Here is a 23,242-nt window from a genome sequence, read left to right as displayed (position 1 = left end):
TCTCGCGGACTCTCCCCCTCGGGGGCGAGTCCGTTTACCATAGGCAACGAATTTGCCTGATGGCAGGCAATGTAGTGAGAGGTAAATGCCGTGCCCACCCCGGACCGTCGCCCACGAGGCCATAACAGACGAGCCCAGCAGCGTCGCCAAGACGAATCACAAGGATCCCTGCTCCATCGCATCAATGCCGCGACCCTGTCCCTGCGCCAACGTTTTGGCCAAGGGATGAGCAACCTTGACCAACGCCGCCAGGATGCCAAAGCAGGCAAATTCAAGCTGTCCAGCCCGCTGCCCCGCAAAAACACCATAGGTCTGCTGATCCTGGTCCCGCTCTGGCTGCTGGTGCTGGCCTGGGAGCCGGCACCGTCAGCACCCAAAGCCGCCCCTTCCGGCTCGCTGGAAGTGCCGCTGGCCGTGCCTGCTCAGGCCCTCACCGTCGGTAACGGCGCGGCAGGCAGTGCGCCTGCGGCAACCAAACCGGTCGAAGAGAAGGTCAACGGCACCTGGCTGCAACACGATGTGCAGGCTGGTGAGACCCTCTACTCCATCTGGCGCAAATTCGAGTTGCCGGGTGCCGAGCTGAGCCGCCTGATCGCCATCGAGGGGCCGGATCGCCCGCTGACCCGCCTGCAATCGGGCCGCTCGGTCTTTATTCTGGTGGATGACACCCGCCGCATCCAGCGGGTGGAGATCCGCTCCTACGGTCAGGCGGTCTACCGCTACGACCGGCAGGGTGAAGGGTTCGCCCTCAAGGAATAACAACACGGGAGGCGCTGGCCTCCCGTTTTTTTCGGTCAAATCTCTTCAAATAAGCTACTGACTTCACAATATTTTTAGCTTGTTCAAAAAACGAAAGGGGTCAAATTGACAAGGATCGGCGCTAACGTACAATCGTTTGTGCTTTAGACAGGGATTGTTCTACGTGCTACTGGGACAAATAGACGTGGTCAGTCATGAGCCAACCCCTGCTTGCAAGGCAAATGCAGCCCAGCACGGGCTTAGTTTCATTTTGTTATTGATAGGATTTAGCACATGTCTGACATTCGCACCGGCCAGGTAAAATGGTTCAACGAAACCAAGGGTTTTGGCTTTATTGAGCAATCTCAGGGTCCGGACGTTTTCGTTCACTTCTCCTCCATCCAGAGCACCGGTTTCAAAACCCTGGCTGAAGGTCAAAAAGTCCAGTTCACTGTGACCCAGGGCCAAAAAGGCCCCCAGGCTGAGAACGTTACTCTGGTCTAAGCTCGCGCCAGTGAATCATGCAGGAGGAGCCAAGGCCCCTCCTCTTTTTTTGCCCGAAATTTACCCTCTCCGGTCACCACCGCTTGTCTCGTTCAGCCCACAGAGTAAGCCCCTCGCATGCCCTTCCTGTTGACAGAAGAAGGCAGAGACGCGCGGAGTAAACGCCAGATACGACAAAGCATCGCAGCGCGATGTGATGGGCAATTTCGAATATGAATTGGTGTACTTCGAGGAGAGAGATTTGGAGCGGGAAACGAGACTCGAACTCGCGACCCCGACCTTGGCAAGGTCGTGCTCTACCAACTGAGCTATTCCCGCAACTACCTTAAAACAGGCCGTACAGCATTTGGTTGCTTGCGCTACTGTACGGGAGCCGAATTATAAGAGCAGACATTCCAATTGCAAGGGCTTTTTTGTCTGGTTGCGCGCGTTCGCTCAAAAGCTGGCCGAACTGTCGATTTTAGCAACCAAACCGGGGCAACTCCTTGCCAATGACTCAGATCTTGAAGACGTGGCTGCGATAGAAGCGCAGTTCGGCGATCGATTCGCGGATGTCATCCAGTGCCTGATGGGTGCCGCTCTTGGTGAACTGATCCAGCAATTCCGGCTGCCAGCGACGGACCAGCTCCTTGATGGTGCTGACGTCCACGTTGCGATAGTGGAAGAAGGCTTCCAGTTCGGCCATGTGCTTGACCATGAAGCGGCGATCCTGACCGATGCTGTTGCCACACAGCGGGCTGGTGCGCTCCGGCACCCACTGGCGGATAAAGTCGAGGGTCTCGGCAATGGCTTTCGCCTCGTCGTGCTGGCTCGCCTTGACCCGGGCCACCAGACCACTCTTGGTGTGGGTGTTGACGTTCCAGTCGTCCATCTTGGCAAGCTCTTCATCACTCTGATGAATGGCGATGACCGGCCCTTCGGCCAGTACGTTCAGATCCTTGTCGGTGACGATGGTGGCGATCTCCAGTACCACGTTCTGTTCGGGGTCCAGACCCGTCATCTCCATGTCGATCCATACCAGGTTCTGCGCGCTGACTGTCATGATTGCTCTCTCTATTGGGAGGAATGGCGGAATTTTGCCAATTTGCATGTATCATACTGGCTTTGGATCTGTTCATAAACTGGCGAATCGAGTGGCAAAGAAAGCAAAACTCAATCTGGGTCAACAAAGGCGCGTCCAGGCCAACCGCGAACGGCGGCTGCAAAAAGATCACTCCACTGTGGTGGATGACACCCTGTTTGGCCCAGCCATCGAAGGGGTGGTGATCAGCCGTTTTGGTCAGCACGCAGACGTGGAAGCGGTCGATGGCACCATCCACCGCAGCAACCTGCGTCGCAGCAGCATCAGCAGTCTGGTGTGCGGCGACAAGGTGGTGTGGCGTCCCGGCCTCAATGCCGCGACAGCGGGCGTCATCGAGGCGGTGCATCCGCGCCACTCGGTACTGACCCGGCCGGACTTCTACGACGGGGTCAAACCCATCGCCGCCAATATCGACCAGATCATCATCGTCTCGGCGGTGATGCCCGAGTTCTCCACCAACATCGTCGACCGCTATCTGGTGGCCGCCGAGGATGTGGAGATCCAGCCGCTCATCGTGCTGAACAAGGTCGATATGCTGGATGACGCGGCGCGCAAGCGCATCGAGCGCCAGCTCGAACCCTATCGCAAGCTTGGCTATCAGGTGATCCTGGTGAGCTGCGAGAGCGGCGAAGGGCTCGATGAGCTCAAGGCCCAGTTTGAAGGCAAGATCAGCATCTTCGTCGGCCAGTCAGGGGTCGGCAAATCGTCCCTGACCAACGCCCTGATGCCGGGGCTGGATGTGCTCACCGGCGAGATCTCCGAAAACTCGGGACTCGGTACGCACACCACCACCACGGCGCGACTCTACCACTTCCCGAGCGGCGGCGATCTGATCGACTCCCCCGGGATCCGCGAGTTCGCCCTCTGGCATCTGGAAGCCGATCGCATCACCTGGTGCTTTATCGAGTTCCGCGACTATCTGGGTGGCTGCAAGTTCCGCGACTGCACCCACAAGGACGATCCCGGCTGTGCCCTGCGGGCGGCAGTCGACAGTGGCGCCATCAGCGCCGATCGCTTCCACAACTATCACCGCATCCTGGAAACCATGCAGGAAGCCCGTCACGGTCGCCAACAGGCGCGCCTGTGACCCTAATAAACCTACGTTGATGATGAACATGAGCATTACTGACAACCTGAAAATTGCCGGTCAATACTGTCTGCCCAAGCACGCCCTCTCCCGTCTGATCGGCAAGTTTGCCGCGGCCGAAGCGGGCAACCTCACGACCAAAGTGATCGAAGCCTTTATCAAGCAGTATCAGGTCGACATGAGCGAGGCGCTGCATGAGAGTCCGGCCCACTACAAGAGCTTCAACGCCTTCTTCACCCGTGAGCTCAAGCCCGGCATCCGCCCGGTGGTTGACGATGCCATGACTCTGGCACTGCCGGTAGATGGCACCGTCAGCCAGCTCGGCCCCATCCAGCAGGGCCGCATCATTCAGGCCAAGGGCCACGACTACAGCGCCCGCGAGCTGCTGGGTGGCTATGAGGATCTGGTTGCGCCGTTCAAGGATGGCGACTTTGCCACCATCTATCTGGCGCCCAAGGATTACCACCGCATCCATATGCCGCTGGACGGCGTGCTGGAGAGCATGGTGTTCGTGCCGGGGGATCTCTTCTCCGTCAACCCGCTCACCGCCGAGAACGTGCCCAACCTGTTTGCCCGCAACGAGCGGGTGGTGGCCACCTTCCGCACCCCGCACGGCCCGATGGCGCTGGTGCTGGTCGGCGCGACTATCGTCGCCAGCATCGAAACCATCTGGGCAGGCAATATTGCACCAACCAAAGAGAAGAAGGTGGTGCGCTGGGACTACACCGGCGACGAGGCCATTACCCTGCAAAAAGGCGCCGAGATGGGCCTGTTCAAGCTGGGCAGCACCGTGGTCTGCCTGTTTGGCCCAGGCATGCTGGCCGGTTTCGAGCCTCACTTGGCCAACGGGGTCACCACCCGCATGGGTCAACCCTTTGCCAAACTGGCGGAGCAGGCATGAGCGCTGAACTGCCGACCCCGGCGCAGAAAAACAACCCGCTGCACGGGCTGACCCTGGAAGCGATCGTCACCGCGCTGGTCGAGCACTATGGCTGGGAAGAGCTGGGGCAGCAGATCAATATCCGCTGCTTCACCGATAATCCCAGCATCAAGTCCAGCCTGAAGTTCTTGCGCAAGACCCCCTGGGCTCGGGAGAAGGTCGAAAGCCTCTACCTCTACATCCAGCGCAAGCAAGCCAAATCGAAGAAGGAAGGGCAAGATGGCCTTTAAGATTACCTATACCTATAAAAAACAGGCCAAAGAGATCGGCTACGCGAACGACAAGTTCCGCAGCATCTACGACGCCATCGCCGCTGCCGAAGGGCTGGATCTCGCCAGTTTCCACGCCATGGAGGCCCAGCTGGCTCAGGTTTGTCGCCGTGACAAGAAAAGCGTAAAGGATTACCAAGAGAACTACTTCAAAGAGTTGGGATTCTCCAACATCGTCATTGAACGGGATCATCTCGAAGACAAGCAGGAGTAATCATGAGAACCTTGACTCTGCTGGCCGCCTCTCTGCTATTGGCCGCCTGCAGCGCACCGGAGCAACCTATGACAGGCACTATGCCAGGCAGTGATCGCGACAGCCACGGCTGTATCGGCAGTGCCGGTTACCAGTGGTCACCACTGACCAACCAGTGCGTGCGCCTGTTTGAACAGGGCGTACGACTGAACCCGACCGATACCAGCCAAACCAGCAGCGCTTTCGTGCTGTTCAACGCTGACCAGACGCAGGCCGAACTGCATCTGCCAAGCGGCGAGCTGCTTGCGCTGACCCGTCAGGGTGCGGAAGGCAACTGGTCCTGGCAAGGTGGCGACTACATCCTCTTCCCCTGGAAGGGTTATGTGCTCAAGTCCGGTGACAAGGTGCTCTATCAGGGGGAATGACCCCGAGCGATAGCGCACTACATGGTATCGACGCGATACCAGTGAAAAAAATGCCGACCATGTGGTCGGCATTTTTGTATGTGAAACAGCCTCTTATCAGGCCCGGCTGAGGTAATCGGCCTGCCCCACCCACTTGTAGCTGGTGAGCTCGGTCAACCCCATGGGGCCGCGGGCATGCAGCATCTGGGTCGAGACCGCCACTTCAGCACCCAGTCCAAACTGGCCGCCATCGGTGAAGCGAGTCGAGGCGTTGACGTAGACCGCCGCCGAACCGGCGCCATTGACGAAACGCTCGGCGTTGGCCAGATCGTTGGTCAGGATGGCATCGGAGTGACCGGCGTTATGCTCGCGCATATGAGCCAGCGCTTCGTTGACATCCGCCACCAGCTTGACCCCCAGGGTCAGCCCCAGCCACTCGGTATCGAAATCTTCCGGCCCCGTCTCGCACAGGTTGTCGGCACCCACCAGCAGAGTCATGGCGTTGGCCGCGGCCACCAGGGTCACCTTGCGTTCATTCATCAGCGCCACCAGCTGCGGCAGGAAGGTGGCAGCCACCTTCTCGTGTACCAGCAGGGTATCGAGGGCGTTGCAGGCGGAGGGACGCTGTACCTTGGCATTGTCGATGACCGCCAGGGAGCGCACCAGATCGGCACTCTCGTCAACGAAGATATGGCTGATGCCAAAACCGCCGATGATGACCGGGATGGAGCTGTTCTCCTTACACATCTTGTGCAGCCCGGCACCGCCGCGGGGGATAATCATGTCCACATAACGATCGAGGCGCAGCAACTCGCCGACCAGCGCCCGATCCGGATTGTCGATGTACTGCACCGCCGCCTGCGGCAAGCCGGAGGCGACCAGCGCATGCTGGATCACCTGCACCAGCTCCAGATTGGAGTGGAAGGTCTCGCGCCCGCCACGCAGTATGCTGGCGTTGCCGGTCTTGAGGCAGAGGCTGGCGATGTCGATGGTGACGTTGGGGCGCGCCTCGTAGATGACGCCGATAACCCCGATGGGCACCCGCCGACGGGAGAGCCGCAGGCCGTTCTCCAGCACCCGGCTATCCATTTCGGCGCCGACCGGATCGTCCAGCGTGATCACCTTGCGCACATCGGCCACGATCCCGGCCAGCCGGGCCGGATTGAGCAGCAGGCGATCCAGCATGGCTTCTGACAAGCCGGCCTCACGGCCAGCCGCGATATCCTTGTCGTTAGCCGCGAGGATCTGCTCGCTTCGCGCCTCCAGCTCGTCGGCGATGGCGGCCAGCGCCCGATTCTTCTGCGCCGTGCTGATGGTGGCCAGCTGATAGGCGGCTTCACGGGCCGCCTGCCCCATTTTCTCCAGACTCATCTCGGTTCCCTTTTATTCATGCTGTGCCGCCCTGATTAGAGCAGCACCCTATTATCTCGGTGGATAGCCCACAGATCCCGTAGCCATCGTTGGCTCTGGGCTGCTAACACCGATCCACTCAGAGCAGCACCATATCGTCTCGATGGATGGCTACTGAACCATATCCATAGCCCAGTACCTGCTCAATCTGATCCGAGTGAACACCGCGCAGCTTCTCCAGCTCCAGATGGTCGTAACGGCAGATGCCGCGCGCCAGCTCAACCCCCTTGGGATCGAGAATGCGCACCACATCGCCCCGGATGAAGTCGCCCCTGACCGCGACGATCCCCTTGGGCAGCAGGCTGGAACCTTTATCCTTCATGGCGGCGACAGCCCCCTGATCCACCTGCACTTCGCCGTGAGGGGGTGGGCCTGCCAAAATCCAGCTCTTGCGCCCCTCCAGCGGGGAAGCCAGCGCCGGGAACAGGGTGCCGATCCGCTCGCCCTTGGCGAGACGACCGATCACCTCCGGCATCTGGCCGGTGGCGATCACCACGTTGACCCCGGCACGGCGCGCCACATCGGCCGCCTGCAGCTTGGTAGCCATGCCGCCGGTGCCAAGGCCACTGACGCTGTCACCCGCCAGCGAGCGCAGGGTATCGTCGATGGTCTGCACCTCTTCGATCAGCTGGGCATCCGGATTGGTGCGCGGATCGGCGGTAAACAGCCCCTTCTGGTCGGTCAGCAAGATCAGCAGATCCGCATCGGCCAGGATGGCGGCACGGGCGGAGAGGTTGTCGTTGTCGCCCACCTTGATCTCGGCGGTCGCCACCGCGTCGTTTTCGTTGATCACCGGAATGATCCGGTGATCGAGCAGGGTACGCAGGGTGTCGCGGGCATTGAGGTAGCGTTCGCGATCCTCCAGATCGGCGCGGGTCAGCAGCATCTGGCCGATATGCAGGCCATAGAGGTTGAACAGATCCTGCCATACCCGAATAAGCTGGGTCTGACCGACCGCCGCCAGCATCTGCTTGTTGGGCAGGGTTGGCGCCAGTGGCGGGTGGCCCAGATGTTCACGCCCGGCGGCGATAGCCCCTGATGTGACGACCACGACCCGATGGCCGTGACGGTGCAAGGCCGCACACTGTCTGACCAGCTCGACCATATGGGCACGATTGAGCTGGGAAGACCCCCCTGTAAGCACGCTGGTGCCCAACTTGACGACTATGGTTCTGTTTTCCATGGGAGCATAAAGGCTAAAAAAGTAAGGAATATCTTTATACCCACGGCCATGGAGCCCTGCAAGGCAATTAACGCCGAGGTGGGGAGATGGGGGAAAAGGCCTTGATTGTTGCGAGCGGAGTGGAAAATAACTGACTGATGGCCCGGCAAGCAGCGTAACGCGGCTTGCCGGGCATCAGGGATCAGGCTGCGGTGACGCTCAACTCGTTGGTGACCTGCTCGGCAGGCACCAGCTGGCACTCCAATGCCGTCAGTTTGTCGCTGATGAGCTTGTAGAAACGGTTGAGGGTTCGCTCCACCTCGACCTGGTGCTTCTTGGGGATCGGCTTGTCCAGCCACTCACCGTCAGCATTGTAGAAACCGAGCTGATAGTGATAACGGAAATGGTGATCGTCCTGCTCCAGCACCAGCCACCAGCCCCAGAACTCCCGTTTGTCCGGCGCCGGCTTGGCGCTGACGCAGACCGACAGGCAGTCGAAACGATAACGCCCCTCTTCGCAGAGATCTTCGCGCAAATAGGGGCCAATGGCAGCAAACTGCCGCAGCAGTCGCTTGTAGGTCACTTTTTCAGACATGTTAACCTCCCTGTTAAACAAGCCGCGCCACCTCGGGATGGCGTCAGTTTTTTAGCGCAATATCAGGTACACAAATGCTGTTTCAGCCACTCGACGATTTCGTCCAGCGCCTTGTCATACACCTCCAGCAAAGGCTGCTTGTCGAAAACGATGGCCTTGCCGTTACGACTGGCCGCCGCCAATGCCCGTACATCCTGCTCGGGACAAATAAAATCTCGCTTGTGTCCAATACTCAATATCGGCACAGAGGTGCGAGTCCCCAGTAATCCTTGCGTTTTCAGTGAAAATACCTGGCACTTGGTGCGCATGCCATCCCACTGCGCCGCATCGGCCCCCAACCGGTTGGCCAGACTGTCCCGCATCATGCGCGGGCACTTGGCAAACAGCTCCTGATTGGTAAACACCTGATTGACCCCGGCCCCGACACAGACCACGGTACGCAGCTTGAACGGTTCGATAAAGGCCAATCTGGCGGCGACATTCCCCGCCAGACGCATCCCCACCATGGCGATACGCTGATGATCGACCCAGGCCACCTCGGAGAGGTAGTGCAGCACCGCCTGATGGAGTCGGCTGGTATCCTGCACCAGCGGCCAATGCTCGGCATAGCCGATACCCGGCATGTCGAGAGAGAGCATGCCGATGCCATGGGGTTCGAGTCGCTTGAGATAGAAGTTGAGGAAATCGAGCTGCAGTGAGTCGATCCCGCCGCTAATGATCACCAGCGGCACCGGTTTGTCGGTGGTCGGCAGGTGGAGATAACCCTGAATATTCTTGCCGCGAAAGGGCACCTGGATCTCTTTGAGCGGCACCTTGAACAGCCGACCCGCCTCGCGATAGGCCATGTTGCCGAGCAGTTGGGCCTGATCCGCCAGTTCGTCGTCTTTGAGATGGGGATAGCTGGCGATGGAGTAGTAGCGAACCGCCTTGAGCAGCTGTTTCAGCGCGCCCGCGGCATCCCCCTGCTCGCGCAGCTCGCGGCCCTGCTTGAAGTAGTTGCCAGCCACCTGGCTCCACTCGTAGATCCAGTTGCCGGGCACATAGCCCTTGATGGTATCGAGATAGCAGTCGTGAGTGCGCTCCCCCGTCGCCATGGCGATGCGGGCCAGGGTCTGCTCCACCTCGATCGGATCAGCCCCCTGCCAGGCCCAGGAGGGTCGGCGCAGCAGGCGATACCAGCTCTTTGACATGGAGCCGTCGATAAACATCTCGTCTGACGCGGCCTCCGCCAGATCAGCCGCACTGGAGTTGGAGATCTCGGATGTTTCCAATACCTTCTTGACGCGGGTAAAGAGCTGTTCGGTCAGGTTTAGGTCGTCGTTCAAGTCCAAGATAGTGTCTCATTCATATCAGGCAATGGCCCATCTTAACCACTTTTAGCGCCACTCAGCCACCCCGCAACAGATTGATAGACAAAAAAACAGGGCTCCTAATTGGAGCCCTGTGAAACCATTCTTGCCGCGTGCGGCCAATTGACGCAGTGAACGTCAAATTCCGATCCTGTTACTGTTCGTCGCAGATCGGTGTGGCGAACTCCAGCGCCATATCCCACGGCTGTTCGATCCAGGTATCCTGCGGGATCGCCACTTCGAAATCGTCCAGCAGCGCTTCGCCCATCGGCTTGGCGAAGATCGCGATGAACTTGGCTTTCGGGTAGAGCTCGCGGATCGCCTTGGCGGTGGTGCCGGTGTCCACCAGATCTTCCACCACCAGCCAGCCTTCGCCGTCACCGGCTGTGGTGGCGGCCTTCACGACCACCAGCTCGCGCTGGTTGTCGTGGTCATAGCTGGAGATGCAGAGGGTTTCCACATTACGAATGCCAAGTTCACGGGCCATCAGGGCAGCGGGCACCAGACCACCACGGCTGACCGCGATGATACCTTTCCACTGGCTGACAGGCAGCTGACGACGGGCCAGACGACGAGCTTCACGTTGCAGGTTGTCCCACGACACATAGAACTTTTTCGGCATGTTATCGATCTCAAATAGTTATATAAAAACAATCACTTAAAATAATGACACCCGCAGATTTCCCTGCGGATGCCAGCAAATGGCGGCCCTTGCCCGACTGAATTCAGATTGCACTTCGGCTGCCTCAGGGCTGAGCCTCGGCAGCAAATCTGATAACAATGGAAGCAAGATGGGCGTATCCGGCGATCGGTTCGATGATGTGTCCAAACCGCGGACAGGCTGTTGGGCCGATATGATAGCACCGTTTACAGAGAAAATGCCTGGCAAACGTATGCCAAATTCAGGAAAAATCGGCATCAACCTCTCCATTTGGCACATCAAGAGAGCCAAACGACCAATCTGTCGCTGCTGCTAATGACATCAAAATGGGCGTAGCGGCAAATCGCAGATAAAAAAATAGCAGGGGGAGGTTTGACCTCACGCACCTGCTGCTTTCTCGCCTCTGCCCGGTCAGGCAGCTCGTCTTAGCGACGAGTGACGAAGGGGTTAGGGTAGCTGAAACCCTGGGTATACAAAGACGGGGCAAACCAATAGGTTGAGTTGCTGCCTGGCATATTGAAACTCCTGATTGCTTAACAAGTTACGTACCTTTAATGCGGGCTCAAATCCTTGAACGAACACTCGGTTCCATGGAGGCGCACTTGCTTTGCTTCGGTTCCCTGGAGGCTTTCATCGTCATCCTGACGGGTGGCGAACCACGGAAGCTAATTTACCAGTCGGCGCGTTAAATTCAACTTTTTTGTGAGATCGGTCACATAATTTCTTTTCTACCGGCCAGCGTCGTCCAAACCTGACGATCGTACTGCCTGGTTGCCATGGCCCAGCACAAGCTGCCTGCGATTTGCGCTGATTGCTCACATTTTTGTGTGATTGACTGTATTATCGTTACCCTCTTCCCCGGCCCGCTGATGGGGCCCTGTTTATTCCGTGCTGGTAAGGAGTCCCGACGTGGCACAGCTTAGCTCTCTCTCTCCCAAACTGATTTGGCATTTCTTCGAACAGATCTGCTCCATTCCCCACCCTTCCAAGCATGAAGCCAAACTGAGCGCCTGGATCATTCAGTGGGCACAGGAAGAAGGTCTGGCAGTCAAGCAGGACAAGGTCGGCAACATCATCATCAAGAAACCGGCCACCCCGGGGATGGAAAACCGCAAAGCCGTGGTGCTGCAAGCGCACATCGACATGGTGCCGCAAGCCAACGCCGACACCCAGCACGACTTCGCGACCGATCCCATCGATGCCTATGTGGATGGCGAGTGGGTCACTGCCCGTGGCACCACTCTGGGTGCCGACAACGGCATCGGCATGGCCGGTTGCCTGGCGGTGCTGGCTGACAAGACCATCAAGCACGGCCCACTGGAAGTGCTGCTGACCACCGACGAAGAGACCGGCATGACCGGCGCCTTCGGTCTGGAAGCGGGCTGGCTGGAGGGCGAAATCCTGCTCAACACCGACTCCGAAGAGGATGGCGAGGTCTATATGGGCTGCGCTGGCGGTGTGGATGCCAATATCCGCTTCCCGCTCGAGCTGGTTGACGCCAGCGAAGGCGAAGCGTTCGAGCTGGCGGTCAAAGGGCTGCGTGGCGGTCACTCAGGTTGCGACATCCATCGCGGTCGTGGCAACGCCAACAAGCTGCTGGTGCGTCTGCTCAAAGCAGCCGAGCCGCTGGGTATTCGTCTGGCCGAGATCCACGGCGGCACCCTGCGCAACGCCATCCCGCGCGAAGCCCGCGCAACCCTGCTGGTGCCCGCCGCCAGCGTGAACGAGTTCAAGGCGCTGGTTGACCGCTATACCGGTATCTACCAGACCGAACTGACCGCCACCGAGCCGAACCTGACCCTGCTGGTCAACGGCGCCGCCAAACCGGCCAAGCTGATGAGCGTCTCCCTGCAGCAACGCCTGCTGGATGCCCTGCTGGCCTGCCCGAACGGCGTGATGCGCATGAGCGATGCCATGCCCGGCGTGACCGAAACCTCAACCAACCTGGGGGTCATCAAGACTCAGGATGGTGAAGTGTACGTCCAGTGCCTGATCCGCTCCCTGATCGATTCCGGCCGCGAGAGCATCGAGCAGATGACCCGCTCCCTGTTCACCCTGGCGGGTGCCAGCTGCGAATTCACCGGTGCCTATCCGGGTTGGGCGCCGAACGTGGACTCCCCCGTCATGGCGCTGGTGCGCAACAGCTACCAGACTCTGTTTGGCACCATGCCCAATGTCATGGTGATCCACGCCGGTCTCGAGTGCGGTCTGTTCAAGAGCGCCTATCCGGAGTGGGACATGGTCTCCTTCGGCCCGACCATCCGTGGTGCTCACTCCCCTGACGAGAAGGTGCACATCCCGGCAGTCGAGCGTTTCTGGCAACTGCTGGTGCACGTGCTGGAAGCCATTCCGGCCAAGTAAGCCAGCCCGGATAAAACAACAAAACAAAGCCCCGCACTGCTGCGGGGCTTTTTATTGTCTGCTGTTCAGGTCTATCAGGCTTTGGCGCTTAACGAATGCCGCGTGCCTCGCGGATCCACTCCCAGGCTTGCTGGATCTCCTGGGTCTTCTCCTTGGCCATCTCCATCATCTCAGGCGGCAGCCCCTTGGCGGCCAGCTTGTCCGGGTGATGCTTGCTCATCTCCTTGCGGTAGGCGCGCTTGATATCCTGATCGCTGTCGCTCTCGCTCACCCCAAGCAACTGGTAGGCATTCTTGAGGCGATCCGCAGAGGGCGGCTCCTGCCGATACTGCTGGCCACCCGCACTGCCCCCCTGATACTGACCATGGGCCTGATTGAAGAAGTTCATCTGCGCCTCGGCCATCGCCAGAATGCGGGCCAGCTCGATGCGACTGAACCCCAGCTCGTCGGCAATGGTGTGCAGAATGGCGCGCTCGCCCTCCTCTACCCGCCCGTCGGCAAAGGCCGCCTGTAACTGCACCTCGAGGAAGAAGCGCAGAATGTCGCGCTGCCCCAGACTGGCACGGCGAAACTCGGCCAGGGTCTCGCGCAACGGGAAGTCGGCCTCTTTACCGAGACGGAACGACTCCTGCGCCCGGGCACGCTGTTCGCCCACCAGCCGCATCCGATCCATCAGGTTGGAGGCAACCCGGATCTCCTGCTCGGTCACCTGACCACTGGACTTGGCGATGTGACCCATCACCGAGAAGGTGGCGTGGAAGAAGATGGCTTGCTGCGCCTGACTCGGGCCGCGACGAAACGCCCCCTGCAGCCCCATGCCACGGTCGAAACGGTGGCCAATCCACAGGCCAATCAGGGCGCCGATGATATTGCCGAGCAGAAAACCGAAGAAGGCGCCCAGCACCTTACCCCAAATACGCATGGTTCAAGACCTCTTGAAGTTAATGAGTGCGGGCCTGGAGCTGGTCATCCAGCTCGCGCAGTCGATCGACCGTGCCGATATCGCGCCACTCGCCAGCGAGCAGGCTGCCGCCCACCCGCCCTTGCGCCATCCAGTCACGCAGCAGCGGCGCCAGCTTACGGGCGCCGCCCGCGAGACCGGCAAAGGCAGCCGGATCATATAGTCCGACCCCGCTAAAGGTAAACGCTGGCGTATCTATGACTCGCCCTCCTTGCAGGGCAAAGTCCCCGCTCGGATGCTGGGGCGGATTGGGCACCAGCCAGAGGTGGGCCAGATCATCGCCAAGGGGCTGGCTGACCAGTGTGTGATAATCGAGATCGAGCCAGGTATCGCCGTTGATCACCAGAAAAGGGTCTGCGCCCAGCAGTGGCAGCGCCTGCACTATGCCGCCCGCGGTCTCCAGCGCACTCTCCTCGGCTGACCAGTGGATGGTCACCCCAAGCGAACTGCCATCACCGAGCACTTCGACCAGCTTGTGGCCGAGCCAGGCGTGGTTGATCACCAGCTCGGTCACGCCAGCTGACTTCAACTTTTCGATATGGTGGACGATGAGCGGTTTGCCCCCCACCGCCAGCAGCGGCTTGGGCAGCAGGTCGGTCAGCGGGCGCATCCGCTCGCCACGGCCAGCGGCCAGGATCATCGCCTTCATGGTTTCACTCCAGCGTTGGCTATCCCGGGCAACACCACCTGCTCCAGCCACTGACCAAAACGGGCCAGTACCGGATAGGCGCTACCGTGAGTGCGACAGGCATCCACTACGTAGCCGAGAGTGCGGGGAATATCCTTCAGATAACCGGACTTGCCGTCGCGATGATAGAGCCGGGTGAAGATCCCGGCCGCCTTGAGGTGGCGCTGCATGCCGGTCAGGTCGGCACCACGACGGAAACTGGCATAATCGAGCTCGCCAAGCAGCCCCGCCTGTTGCAGGGTGGCAAAACCGTGGCGCATCCCTTCATCGATCACCTCATCCGGCCAGCGCACGTAACAATCTTTGAGCAGGGAGACCAGGTCATAGCTCAGGGGCCCGATGACCATGTCCTGAAAATCGATGATGGCCAGCCGGCTGCTCTCGGGGGTATCACCGCCACACACCATCAGGTTGCGACTGTGGAAATCCCTATGCATCACCCCTTGCGGCTGGGCCAGATTGCAGGCGGTGAGGCAGGCAAAGGTCTCGTCCAGCAACTGCTGCTCTTCATGGCTCAGGGTCAGTTGCAGATGATGGCCAAGCAGCCACTCGGGGAAAATGCTGTTCTCCCGTGCCATAAAAGCCGTATCGAAGGGCTCAAGCGCCAGTTCGACCGCCCCCAGTCGGGGCAGCAGATCAATGGCTTTGCCATACCAGGCCAATACGTTTTGTTCATTCAGGCAGCTGATCAGCTGGGTATCGCCCAGGTCAGTGACCGCCAGCAAGCCCTGTTCGTAGTCCACCGCCTTGACCTCTGGCGCCAGCAACTGACGCGCCTGCAAGGCGGCAGCGTTACGAACAAATTCATGATTTTTTTCGGTTTTCGGATTGGCATCCACCCACACCAGACCACCACCACGAGAGTAGCGGCGGAAACTGGCATCACCGGAAATGAGGGTAAGCGTGAGAGTGGCATCGCCGGAAATACGGCGTGCCCACTGCAATAGCAGGGAATCGCGATCGTGCATAAGTAGAAGACCAAGGTGGAAAGCAGCACTTGGCTGTTAGCCCTGGCCGCAATAATGCTTTATCATTGCCGGCTAACATAAAGCAATGACATGCAATGTCAACTCGATGAAACCTGTCGTAAAATGCATGCCTTGGATCAACCGTATCTATCACGGATTGCACGAGTCTTTCACATGACCAAATGGACACTGGGGTACCGCTATCCCATCGCCCTGACTATCAGCCTGGCCCCCGCACTCGCCCCAATGGTGGTGCAGGCAGCCCCGTTCGAAACGCCGCCAGCCACCGGCATTCTCGATAGTCTCTGCTATGACTATGTTCCCAAGATAGAGAAGCCTGTATCGGATCAGGAGGCCAACGCACAGCCGGTCGAGGTTGATGCCGACCGTCTCGAGGCCAAACAGGGCGGCACCGCCGTCTATGAAGGCGACGTCAAGGTTCGTCAGGGTGTTCGCAAGTTTGACTCCGACTACGCCCAGCTCGACCAGAAGAGCCGGGATGTCATCGCCATCGGCAACATCTATTACAACGACGGTCAGGTGACCGTCACCAGCGACAAGACCCTCAAATCCAACCTGGATACCAAGAACTCCGAACTGGAAGAGGGCAAATATCAGGTGCATGGCTCACCGGTACGCGGCTTTGCCAAACGCGTGGTGATGACCAACAACAACCAGAACATCACCATGGAGGGGGCCCAGTACACCACCTGCCCCCCCGGTCAGGAAGTGTGGACCCTCAAGGCGGGCAGCATCGACATCGACCAGAAAGAGGTGTTCGGCGAAGCCTGGAACGCCAGCCTCTGGCTCTATGACTATCCGGTGTTCTACTTCCCCTATATCAACTTCCCCATCAAGGATGAGCGGAAGACAGGTCTGCTCTACCCGGGTTACAAGCAAAGCTCCAGCAACGGCATGGATATCACCCAGCCCTTCTACTGGAACATTGCTCCCAACTACGATGCCACCATCACCTCCCGTTTTATGGACAAGCGCGGCCTGATGGAGCAGGTGGAGTTCCGCTACATGCCGGACCCCGCCCACACCGGCACCCTCTATTTTGAAAATCTGGCGGATGACAAGCAGTATGCCGCGGGCAACTCTAGTTTCACCAACCCTGCGACCGGCACTCCGTACCTCTCCGATGGCCATCGCTATTTGATGAATGTCCGTCACGGCTCAACCCTGATGGATGGTTCACTGCGCTTTGGCATCGACTACACCCAGGTGCGGGATAAGGACTACAACTACTTCAACGACTTCAGCCCGCAAGTAGGCACCCAGGTCGACAGCCAGTTGCAGCAATCTTTTACCGCCGGTTACTACCAGCACAACTGGAACCTTACCTCCGAGGTGCGCCGCTACCAGATCCTGAGTCCGTATGCGCTGCTGCCCCACGAGATGCTGCCGCGCATCGACCACAACTACTTCCAGCAGGGCAAGTGGTTCGATCTGGCCTGGAACAGCGAGCTGACCAAGTTTGGCTATGACAGCGGCAGTGCCACTACCCAGCAGGCCGGTGAACGCTACACCGCCACCCGTCTGCATCTGGCACCGACCCTGACCGTCCCCTTGGTGGATGCGCCGGGTTACTACCTGACCAGCCAGTACAAACTGATGTTTACCTCCTACAACCAGGAGGTGCCCAAAGATCTGGTCTATACGGACCGCAGCCGCTTCACCGATGCAGACAGCAAACAGCTGACCCTGAAAGACGGCACCATTACCCGCACCCTGCCATCCTTCCGCCTCAAGGGGGGCGTCAACTTCGATCGGCCGCTCGACTGGTATGATGGCAAGGGTACCCAGACCCTGGAACCCGAGTTCCAGTACCTCTATATCCCTTACAAAAATCAGGACGAGATCGGGATCTACGACTCCACCACCACCCGTCAGGACTACTACAGCCTGTTCAGCGATCGCCGCTTTGCCGGTCTCGACCGCATCAGTGATGCCAACCGGATCACCGTTGGCCTGACCAGCCGGGTCTATGACAATGCGGGTGATGAGCGGTTGCGTCTGGCGGTGGCCCAGGCCTTCGAGATGACGCCACCCAAGGTGCGCCTCTACCCGTCCGATCCGGAAAGCACCAACGCCCGCTCGCTGCTGTCGTTTGAGGGGGATGCCCGCATCACCGATGAGTGGTTCGCCCATGCGGGCACCCAGTACGACACCTCGGAAGGTGAATTTACCGCAGGCAACGGTGCGGTGGAGTACCGGACCGGCAAGCTGACCACCCAGGTCAACTACCGCTACATCAAGGATGGCAACCTGGACTACCGTAATCCGACCAATATGGCGCTGGCGGAAGATCTGAGCCAGGCGGGTTTGGTAGTGATGGCGCCGATCGCCGATCAGTGGCAGATGTATGGTGGTTACTACCGTGATATCAAGCAGGATGTGAACATTGACCGCAAGATCGGTGTCAAATACGACTCCTGCTGCTGGAGTATCAACATGAGCCTGGAGTGGCACAACCAGCCGGACAACGTCACCCTGACCCCCACTTCGGAAAAAGTCATTGGTCTGCAGTTTGAAATGAAGGGACTTGGCAGCGTGGGTACCGGTGGCCGCAGTGTCACGCTGGATACCGAGCTGTTGCCCTATGTTCGCCCGTTTAATCTGAAAGGCCAGCAATGATGCTGGCCCAGCCTTGAGAGATGGATATGAAAAAGACCCTGATTGCCCTGCTGACCGCGGGAATGTTCGGCGCCATGAGCCAAGCCGCACTGGCTGCACCCGAGCTGATGGACAAGGTGCTGGCCGTGGTCAACAAGGACGTAGTGCTGTCCAGTCAACAGGACGCACTGGTCAACAAGGTAAAACTCTCCGCCCAGGAGAGCGGCCAGTCCCTGCCTGACGACGCCACCCTGCGCAAACAGGCGCTGGATCGTCTGATCCAGGAGAGCCTGCAACTGCAACTGGCGGATCGCCAGGGGCTGAAGATCAGCGATACCCAGCTGGAACAGGCTATTCAGGGCATCGCCGCCGACAACAAGATGACCCTGGATCAGTTGCGTGCCCAGCTCGCCCGTGAAGGGATGACCTATGCCCAGTATCGGGAAGAGGTTCGCCGCGAGATCCTGATGAACGAGGTGCGCCGCAACCAGGTGCGCCGCCGTATCAACATCTCCGAGCAGGAGGTGAAGCAGGTGGTGGAGATCCTGAAGAAACAGGGTCAACAGCAGAACGAATACCACGTCGGCCATATCCAGATTGCCCTGCCGGACAACCCCACTGCCGCCCAGCTGGATGCCGCCAAGAGCAAGATCGAGCGCATTCTGGCCGCCCTCAAGCAAGGTGCCGACTTCCGCAAACTGGCCATTGCCGAGAGTAACGGTCCTAAGGCGCTGGAAGGGGGCGACTGGGGCTGGATGAGCCCGCAAGAGATGCCGACCCTGATGGCGGAAGCGGTGCAGGGTGCCAAGAAGGGCGACATCGTCGGCCCGCTGCGCTCCGGCGCCGGTCTGCACATCGTCAAGGTGTTCGACACCAAGGGTCAGCAGCAAGTGATGCAGACCGAGGTGAAGGCCCGCCATATCCTGATCAAACCCTCTATCATCCTGAGCGAAGAGAAGGCCAAGGGGATGCTGGACGGCATTCTGCACGACATCAAGAGCGGCAAGGCCAACTTCGCCAGCATGGCGGAGAAGTACTCCGAAGATCCGGGCTCTGCGGTGCAAGGTGGCGAACTGGGCTGGTCTGATCCCAACGTCTATGTGCCGGAGTTCCGCGACATGGTCAACCGTCTGCAACCGGGCCAGATCAGTGCCCCGTTCCGTACCAGCCACGGCTGGCACATCGTGCAGGTGGAAGATCGCCGCAGCCAGGATGCCACCGACAAGGCTCAGGAGCAGCGCGCCTACCAGCTGATCTACAACCGCCGCTTCGTCGAAGAGTCCCAGGCGTGGCTGGATGAGCTGCGTGACGAGGCCTACATCCAGATCGAAGGCGCTGGTAGCTGATGAGCTGCCGTCGCCTTGCCGTTACCCCGGGCGAACCGGCCGGGATCGGCCCGGATCTGGTGCTGCAGATTGCCCAGCAGGATTGGCCCCACCAGCTGGTGGTGATTGCCGATCCGGCGCTGCTGCGCGAGCGGGCCGCCCTGCTGGGGCTCAGCATCGAGCTTGAGCCCTACGATACCGCCGCCCCTGCCCATCCGCAGCGGGCGGGCACCCTGACCGTCTGTCCGATCACCCTCGGCGCCCCCGTGGTGCCAGGCGAGCTGAACGAAGGCAATGGCGCCTATGTGTTGGCAACCCTGCAACGCGCCTGCGATGGCAATATGAGCGGCGAATTTGCCGCCGTGGTGACCGGACCGGTGCACAAGGGGATCATCAATCAGGCCGGGGTCTCGTTCAGCGGCCACACCGAGTTCTTTGCCCAGCAGTCGGGCACCGCCGATGTGGTGATGATGCTGGCAACCGAGGGGCTGCGGGTCGCGCTGGCGACCACCCATATTCCGCTGGCCTATGTGGCAATGGCCATCACCGAGGATCGCCTCGGCAAGGTGATCAGGATCCTCAACGAGGATCTCGCCACCAAGTTTGGCATCGCCAAACCCCGTATTTACGTCTGCGGCCTCAACCCCCATGCCGGGGAAGGTGGCCATCTCGGACGTGAAGAGATTGACGTGATCGAACCCGCTCTGGCCACGCTGCGCCAGGAGGGGATCGATCTGGTCGGCCCCCTGCCGGCCGACACCCTGTTCCAGGATAAATACCTCAAGGATGCGGATGCGGTACTCGCCATGTACCACGACCAGGGGCTGCCTGTGCTCAAATACAAGGGCTTCGGCAGTTCGGTCAATATCACCCTGGGGCTTCCCTTCATCCGCACTTCGGTGGATCACGGCACCGCGCTGGATCTGGCAGGCAAGGGCCTGGCGGATTCGGGCAGCCTGATCACCGCGATTAACCACGCCATCAAGATGGTAGAGAAAAAAAGATATGAGCAGTAAGGTGCAGAGCAATAAGGTGCACATGGGTCACACGGCCCGTAAGCGTTTCGGTCAGAACTTCTTGCACGACCGCTATGTGATCGACCAGATCGTCGCCGCCATCAACCCGCAGCCGGGTCAGAATCTGGTGGAGATCGGTCCGGGTCTGGCCGCGCTGACCGAGCCGGTCGCCTCCCAGATGGACAAAATGACCGTGGTCGAACTTGACCGGGACTTGGCCGCTCGCCTGCGCGAGCACCCGACCCTCAAGGACAAACTGACCGTCATCGAAGCAGATGCCATGCGTTTTGACTTCGGCACCCTGATGGGTGAAGGCAAGCCGCCGTTGCGTATCTTCGGCAACCTGCCCTACAACATCTCCACCCCGCTCATCTTCCACCTGTGCGAATTTGCCGACCGGGTTGAAGACATGCACTTCATGCTGCAAAAAGAGGTGGTATTGCGGATGTGTGCCGGCCCGGGCAGCAAGGCCTATGGTCGTCTGAGCGTCATGGTGCAGTACTACTGCCAGGTTGTGCCTGTGCTGGAAGTGGGCCCGGGCGCCTTCAAACCGGCGCCGAAAGTGGACTCTGCCGTGGTTCGCCTGATCCCCCACAAGAACCCGACTCTGGTCGCGAAAGACATGCGCTGCCTGAGTCGCGTCTGTACCGAGGGCTTTGGCCAGCGTCGCAAGACCATCCGCAACAGCTTCTCCAACTTCATCACCGACGCCCAGCTGACCGAGCTTGGTATCGATGGCAACCTGCGCCCGGAGAACCTCTCCCTCGAGCAGTTCGTCATCATCGCCAACTGGCTGGCGGATCAGCAACAGGCCTGATCCTGTGGCTCACCCGCACATCGAGATCCGCCCATACCCCGTGTATGTGGCGGGCTCCCAAGACCCTTACCAGTTTCACTATCTGATCGAGATTGAGAATCTGGGGCCCGGCCCGGTGCAACTGCTGCACCGGTGCTGGCTCATCACCGATGCCAATGGCAAGATGCTGGAAGTGGCAGGCCCGGGCGTGGTCGGGGAGCAACCCGTCATTGCCGAAGGTGATACCTACCGCTACCAGAGCGGCGTGCCGCTGGCGACCCCGCTCGGGGTGATGGAAGGGAGCTATACCCTGCAAGATGGCTCTGGTCAGCAGTTCGAGGCGCCTATCGCCCCCTTCACGCTGGCCATCCCCAATATTATCAACTGAGGTTTCATGGCGAACTGTTTTGTCGGTGACATCCAGGGCTGTTACGACGACTTGCGCCGTCTGCTGGATCTTGCCGCGTTCGATCCCGACAAAGACGTACTCTGGCTCTGCGGCGACCTGGTCGCCCGCGGCCCGGACTCCCTCAATACCCTGCGTTTCGTCAAAGGGTTGGGCAACCGCGCCGTCACCGTGCTCGGCAACCACGACCTGCACCTGCTGGCGGTCGCCAATGGCGTCGCGCCGCTCAAGAAGAAAGACAAGCTGCAGAGCCTGATGGATGCCCCTGATCGGGATGAACTGCTGGAGTGGCTACGCCACCGCCCGCTGCTGGCCGAACATCCTGATCTGCCCATCATGATGGTGCATGCCGGTATCTCCCCCGCGTGGGATGCCCGCACCGCCCGCAACTGCGCCCGCGAGGTAGAGAGCCTGCTGCGCGGCGATCAGTACCACTGGCTGCTGCACAACATGTATGGCGACCTGCCCGATGGTTGGAAAGATGATCTGGTCGGGATCGACCGCTACCGCTACATCATCAACACCTTCACCCGGATGCGCTTCTGCTATTTCGATGGTCGTCTCGACTTCAAATGCAAGAAGGGGCCCAAGGAGTCGACTCCGGGGCTGCGCCCCTGGTTCGAACAGCGGGAGCATCACGTGGACGACCCCATTCTGGTGTTCGGTCACTGGGCCGCCCTGATGGGCAACACCGGCAAGAACGATATCAAGGCACTCGATACCGGCTGCGTCTGGGGCAACAGCCTCACCTTGTGGCGCTACGAAGATGATGCCCTGATCGCCACCCCCTGCCCGGTTCACGCCAGCTAGAGGCTACGCAGCAATCAGGCGGTCGCAACCGCACGGATTGCCAAGACCCGCATCAATAACAAAGCCCGGCAACCTGCCGGGCTTGCTGTTTTATGTTCTCTGTTTTCCGGTGGATGACGTTACAACTTGCGCCCCAGCCGCTTCTCGATCTGGCGCCGCTCCCACTCCGGGCCAAACAGCTTGAAGGGCTGAAATACCCGAATGGCATGGGAGGCGAGCCCCAATCCCCACCCCAGTGCTGGCCACCAGGCCCAGATGTACTCCGGATTGCTCAGGTAGTTGATGACAAACAGCCCGCAGATCACCACCACATAGCTGGCGACATGGTGATAGAAGCCCTTGAGCGCCTCCACATAGCGCATGGCAGCCCGCTCCTCGGCCGATACCTGCACCGCATCCTGACCCATAGTGTCACTTCCTCTCATCTCGCGCTCCTGTTGCTCTGACCCATCCAGTTGAGCCACATCGAGTTCAAAGACGGAGGCCAGGGCCTTGAGAGATTCCAGTCCGGGTTGCTGCCCCTGCTCGATCCGCTGGATAGTGCGAACACTCAAACCAGTCATCGTCGCCAACTGATCCTGGGACCAACCCCGTTGCAATCTCAACTTCCTGACGATCATCTCGAACTCCTTGTGGTAATTGACAGGGCCAGCATACGGGCTCAGATGTGACAAACGACACGACAGATGCCTGACATAAACCTGACTTTCCTTTTAAATCAACAGATTAACATCATCATCTCTGCCGTTTTCAAGCACCGCCTGTGAACACTGCAGACAGGTGCCGGTCACCCGACAGCAACCCGACAAACGCTATCTATTCAACCTGAGATCGGTTTAAGCCAGCATTATCACGGCTTGCTCTTCGGATGTAAGATTCAAGGCTGGCTTGTTGTCTTT

At 59.6% G+C, this 23,242-nt stretch carries 24 protein-coding genes and 1 tRNA gene; 14 read left to right on the top strand and 11 right to left on the bottom strand.

The annotated features are described in order from the left end of the window. Window positions 1-90: 90 nt before the first annotated feature. Both OKC27_RS10705 and OKC27_RS10700 read left to right on the top strand, forming a co-directional pair. Window positions 91-759, top strand: coding sequence for a LysM-like peptidoglycan-binding domain-containing protein (locus OKC27_RS10705; RefSeq protein WP_270806236.1), 669 nt, complete (start codon window positions 91-93; stop codon window positions 757-759). Window positions 760-1,032: 273 nt separating this feature from the next. Next, window positions 1,033-1,242, top strand: a complete 210-nt coding sequence (locus tag OKC27_RS10700; RefSeq protein WP_042010507.1) for a cold-shock protein — start codon at window positions 1,033-1,035, stop codon at window positions 1,240-1,242. Between the two features lie 242 nt (window positions 1,243-1,484). Here the strand turns inward: OKC27_RS10700 and OKC27_RS10695 are convergent. Together OKC27_RS10695 and orn are read right to left on the bottom strand one after the other, a co-directional pair. Then, window positions 1,485-1,560, bottom strand: a tRNA-Gly gene (locus OKC27_RS10695). Between the two features lie 178 nt (window positions 1,561-1,738). Beyond that, entirely contained in the window at window positions 1,739-2,284 is a 546-nt protein-coding gene (gene orn / locus OKC27_RS10690; protein WP_042656672.1) for an oligoribonuclease, read from the bottom strand. Window positions 2,285-2,375: 91 nt separating this feature from the next. Between orn and rsgA the strand changes: the two genes are divergently transcribed. The 5 genes from rsgA to OKC27_RS10665 are packed head-to-tail and all read left to right on the top strand — an operon-like array spanning window position 2,376 to window position 5,237. Then, the gene (rsgA, locus tag OKC27_RS10685) at window positions 2,376-3,410 is read left to right on the top strand and encodes a small ribosomal subunit biogenesis GTPase RsgA (RefSeq protein WP_162851507.1); all 1,035 of its coding nucleotides are present in this window, start codon (window positions 2,376-2,378) and stop codon (window positions 3,408-3,410) included. 28 nt (window positions 3,411-3,438) lie between these two features. Continuing rightward, window positions 3,439-4,311 carry an archaetidylserine decarboxylase gene (gene asd / locus OKC27_RS10680; protein WP_058053575.1) on the top strand — a complete coding sequence of 291 codons (873 nt, stop codon included), beginning with the start codon at window positions 3,439-3,441 and terminating at the stop codon, window positions 4,309-4,311. Next, the gene (locus OKC27_RS10675) at window positions 4,308-4,580 is read left to right on the top strand and encodes a VF530 family protein (RefSeq protein WP_270806235.1); all 273 of its coding nucleotides are present in this window, start codon (window positions 4,308-4,310) and stop codon (window positions 4,578-4,580) included. The genes asd and OKC27_RS10675 overlap by 4 nt, the downstream gene beginning before the upstream one ends. Next, the gene (locus OKC27_RS10670) at window positions 4,570-4,833 is read left to right on the top strand and encodes a DUF2960 domain-containing protein (RefSeq protein ID WP_058053573.1); all 264 of its coding nucleotides are present in this window, start codon (window positions 4,570-4,572) and stop codon (window positions 4,831-4,833) included. Before OKC27_RS10675 ends, OKC27_RS10670 begins: the two co-directional genes overlap by 11 nt. A 2-nt stretch (window positions 4,834-4,835) precedes the next feature. Then, window positions 4,836-5,237: a hypothetical protein gene (locus OKC27_RS10665; RefSeq protein WP_058053572.1), complete on the top strand. Its 402-nt coding sequence runs from the start codon at window positions 4,836-4,838 to the stop codon at window positions 5,235-5,237. Between the two features lie 96 nt (window positions 5,238-5,333). Here the strand turns inward: OKC27_RS10665 and OKC27_RS10660 are convergent, their stop codons facing one another. The 5 genes from OKC27_RS10660 to gpt all read right to left on the bottom strand — a co-directional run bounded on the left by OKC27_RS10660 (window position 5,334) and on the right by gpt (window position 10,354). Next, window positions 5,334-6,587, bottom strand: a complete 1,254-nt coding sequence (locus OKC27_RS10660; RefSeq protein WP_270806234.1) for a glutamate-5-semialdehyde dehydrogenase — start codon at window positions 6,585-6,587, stop codon at window positions 5,334-5,336. A gap of 118 nt (window positions 6,588-6,705) precedes the next feature. Next, on the bottom strand, window positions 6,706-7,809 hold the full coding sequence (proB, locus tag OKC27_RS10655) for a glutamate 5-kinase (RefSeq protein WP_042656667.1): 1,104 nt from the start codon (window positions 7,807-7,809) through the stop codon (window positions 6,706-6,708). Between the two features lie 181 nt (window positions 7,810-7,990). Then, a complete protein-coding gene (crl, locus tag OKC27_RS10650) occupies window positions 7,991-8,383 on the bottom strand; it encodes a sigma factor-binding protein Crl (protein ID WP_042059969.1) in 393 nt (130 codons plus the stop codon). Window positions 8,384-8,445: 62 nt separating this feature from the next. Next, a complete protein-coding gene (frsA, locus tag OKC27_RS10645) occupies window positions 8,446-9,714 on the bottom strand; it encodes an esterase FrsA (protein ID WP_182970461.1) in 1,269 nt (422 codons plus the stop codon). 172 nt (window positions 9,715-9,886) lie between these two features. Continuing rightward, on the bottom strand, window positions 9,887-10,354 hold the full coding sequence (gene gpt, locus OKC27_RS10640; protein WP_058053568.1) for a xanthine phosphoribosyltransferase: 468 nt from the start codon (window positions 10,352-10,354) through the stop codon (window positions 9,887-9,889). 948 nt (window positions 10,355-11,302) lie between these two features. Here gpt and OKC27_RS10635 point away from each other — a divergent pair. Continuing rightward, window positions 11,303-12,754, top strand: a complete 1,452-nt coding sequence (locus OKC27_RS10635) for an aminoacyl-histidine dipeptidase (RefSeq protein WP_182938919.1) — start codon at window positions 11,303-11,305, stop codon at window positions 12,752-12,754. An 88-nt stretch (window positions 12,755-12,842) separates the two neighbouring features. Here the strand turns inward: OKC27_RS10635 and djlA are convergent, their stop codons facing one another. The 3 genes from djlA to OKC27_RS10620 are packed head-to-tail and all read right to left on the bottom strand — an operon-like array spanning window position 12,843 to window position 15,371. After that, on the bottom strand, window positions 12,843-13,676 hold the full coding sequence (gene djlA, locus OKC27_RS10630) for a co-chaperone DjlA (RefSeq protein ID WP_182938918.1): 834 nt from the start codon (window positions 13,674-13,676) through the stop codon (window positions 12,843-12,845). Between the two features lie 19 nt (window positions 13,677-13,695). Then, window positions 13,696-14,364 (bottom strand): N-acetylmuramate alpha-1-phosphate uridylyltransferase MurU, encoded by a 669-nt coding sequence (gene murU, locus OKC27_RS10625; protein ID WP_182938917.1) that lies wholly within the window; start codon window positions 14,362-14,364, stop codon window positions 13,696-13,698. Next, window positions 14,361-15,371, bottom strand: a complete 1,011-nt coding sequence (locus OKC27_RS10620) for an aminoglycoside phosphotransferase family protein (protein WP_182938916.1) — start codon at window positions 15,369-15,371, stop codon at window positions 14,361-14,363. The genes murU and OKC27_RS10620 overlap by 4 nt, the downstream gene beginning before the upstream one ends. A 174-nt stretch (window positions 15,372-15,545) precedes the next feature. Here OKC27_RS10620 and lptD point away from each other — a divergent pair, with 174 nt between their 5' ends. The 6 genes from lptD to OKC27_RS10590 are packed head-to-tail and all read left to right on the top strand — an operon-like array spanning window position 15,546 to window position 22,343. Further along, window positions 15,546-18,011, top strand: coding sequence for an LPS assembly protein LptD (gene lptD, locus OKC27_RS10615; protein WP_182938915.1), 2,466 nt, complete (start codon window positions 15,546-15,548; stop codon window positions 18,009-18,011). Window positions 18,012-18,037: 26 nt separating this feature from the next. After that, entirely contained in the window at window positions 18,038-19,336 is a 1,299-nt protein-coding gene (gene surA / locus OKC27_RS10610; protein WP_182938914.1) for a peptidylprolyl isomerase SurA, read from the top strand. Further along, a complete protein-coding gene (gene pdxA / locus OKC27_RS10605; RefSeq protein WP_182938913.1) occupies window positions 19,336-20,331 on the top strand; it encodes a 4-hydroxythreonine-4-phosphate dehydrogenase PdxA in 996 nt (331 codons plus the stop codon). The genes surA and pdxA overlap by 1 nt, the downstream gene beginning before the upstream one ends. Further along, complete coding sequence (gene rsmA, locus OKC27_RS10600; protein ID WP_162518047.1) at window positions 20,321-21,148, top strand: 16S rRNA (adenine(1518)-N(6)/adenine(1519)-N(6))-dimethyltransferase RsmA; 828 nt, start codon at window positions 20,321-20,323, stop codon at window positions 21,146-21,148. The genes pdxA and rsmA overlap by 11 nt, the downstream gene beginning before the upstream one ends. Before the next feature lie 4 nt (window positions 21,149-21,152). After that, on the top strand, window positions 21,153-21,515 hold the full coding sequence (gene apaG, locus OKC27_RS10595; protein ID WP_182938912.1) for a Co2+/Mg2+ efflux protein ApaG: 363 nt from the start codon (window positions 21,153-21,155) through the stop codon (window positions 21,513-21,515). A gap of 6 nt (window positions 21,516-21,521) precedes the next feature. Continuing rightward, entirely contained in the window at window positions 21,522-22,343 is an 822-nt protein-coding gene (locus OKC27_RS10590; RefSeq protein WP_111808580.1) for a symmetrical bis(5'-nucleosyl)-tetraphosphatase, read from the top strand. A gap of 119 nt (window positions 22,344-22,462) precedes the next feature. Here the strand turns inward: OKC27_RS10590 and OKC27_RS10585 are convergent, their stop codons facing one another. Further along, the gene (locus OKC27_RS10585; protein WP_042059946.1) at window positions 22,463-22,963 is read right to left on the bottom strand and encodes a 2TM domain-containing protein; all 501 of its coding nucleotides are present in this window, start codon (window positions 22,961-22,963) and stop codon (window positions 22,463-22,465) included. Window positions 22,964-23,242: the final 279 nt, after the last annotated feature.

The organism is Aeromonas sp. QDB62 (assembly GCF_027705695.1).
GTDB lineage: Bacteria > Pseudomonadota > Gammaproteobacteria > Enterobacterales > Aeromonadaceae > Aeromonas > Aeromonas allosaccharophila.
Note: the sequence above shows the minus strand (reverse complement) of the source record. Positions and strands in the feature narration are given on the sequence as shown.

Coding starts and splice junctions, on each gene's coding strand:
- OKC27_RS10700 (WP_042010507.1), top strand. CDS start 1,033: ATGTCTGACATTCGCACCGGCCAGGTAAAATGGTTCAACGAAACCAAG.
- orn (WP_042656672.1), bottom strand. CDS start 2,284: ATGACAGTCAGCGCGCAGAACCTGGTATGGATCGACATGGAGATGACG.
- asd (WP_058053575.1), top strand. CDS start 3,439: ATGAGCATTACTGACAACCTGAAAATTGCCGGTCAATACTGTCTGCCC.
- OKC27_RS10675 (WP_270806235.1), top strand. CDS start 4,308: ATGAGCGCTGAACTGCCGACCCCGGCGCAGAAAAACAACCCGCTGCAC.
- OKC27_RS10670 (WP_058053573.1), top strand. CDS start 4,570: ATGGCCTTTAAGATTACCTATACCTATAAAAAACAGGCCAAAGAGATC.
- OKC27_RS10665 (WP_058053572.1), top strand. CDS start 4,836: ATGAGAACCTTGACTCTGCTGGCCGCCTCTCTGCTATTGGCCGCCTGC.
- OKC27_RS10660 (WP_270806234.1), bottom strand. CDS start 6,587: ATGAGTCTGGAGAAAATGGGGCAGGCGGCCCGTGAAGCCGCCTATCAG.
- proB (WP_042656667.1), bottom strand. CDS start 7,809: ATGGAAAACAGAACCATAGTCGTCAAGTTGGGCACCAGCGTGCTTACA.
- crl (WP_042059969.1), bottom strand. CDS start 8,383: ATGTCTGAAAAAGTGACCTACAAGCGACTGCTGCGGCAGTTTGCTGCC.
- gpt (WP_058053568.1), bottom strand. CDS start 10,354: ATGCCGAAAAAGTTCTATGTGTCGTGGGACAACCTGCAACGTGAAGCT.
- djlA (WP_182938918.1), bottom strand. CDS start 13,676: ATGCGTATTTGGGGTAAGGTGCTGGGCGCCTTCTTCGGTTTTCTGCTC.
- murU (WP_182938917.1), bottom strand. CDS start 14,364: ATGAAGGCGATGATCCTGGCCGCTGGCCGTGGCGAGCGGATGCGCCCG.
- OKC27_RS10620 (WP_182938916.1), bottom strand. CDS start 15,371: ATGCACGATCGCGATTCCCTGCTATTGCAGTGGGCACGCCGTATTTCC.
- lptD (WP_182938915.1), top strand. CDS start 15,546: ATGACCAAATGGACACTGGGGTACCGCTATCCCATCGCCCTGACTATC.
- surA (WP_182938914.1), top strand. CDS start 18,038: ATGAAAAAGACCCTGATTGCCCTGCTGACCGCGGGAATGTTCGGCGCC.
- pdxA (WP_182938913.1), top strand. CDS start 19,336: ATGAGCTGCCGTCGCCTTGCCGTTACCCCGGGCGAACCGGCCGGGATC.
- rsmA (WP_162518047.1), top strand. CDS start 20,321: ATGAGCAGTAAGGTGCAGAGCAATAAGGTGCACATGGGTCACACGGCC.
- OKC27_RS10590 (WP_111808580.1), top strand. CDS start 21,522: ATGGCGAACTGTTTTGTCGGTGACATCCAGGGCTGTTACGACGACTTG.
- OKC27_RS10585 (WP_042059946.1), bottom strand. CDS start 22,963: ATGATCGTCAGGAAGTTGAGATTGCAACGGGGTTGGTCCCAGGATCAG.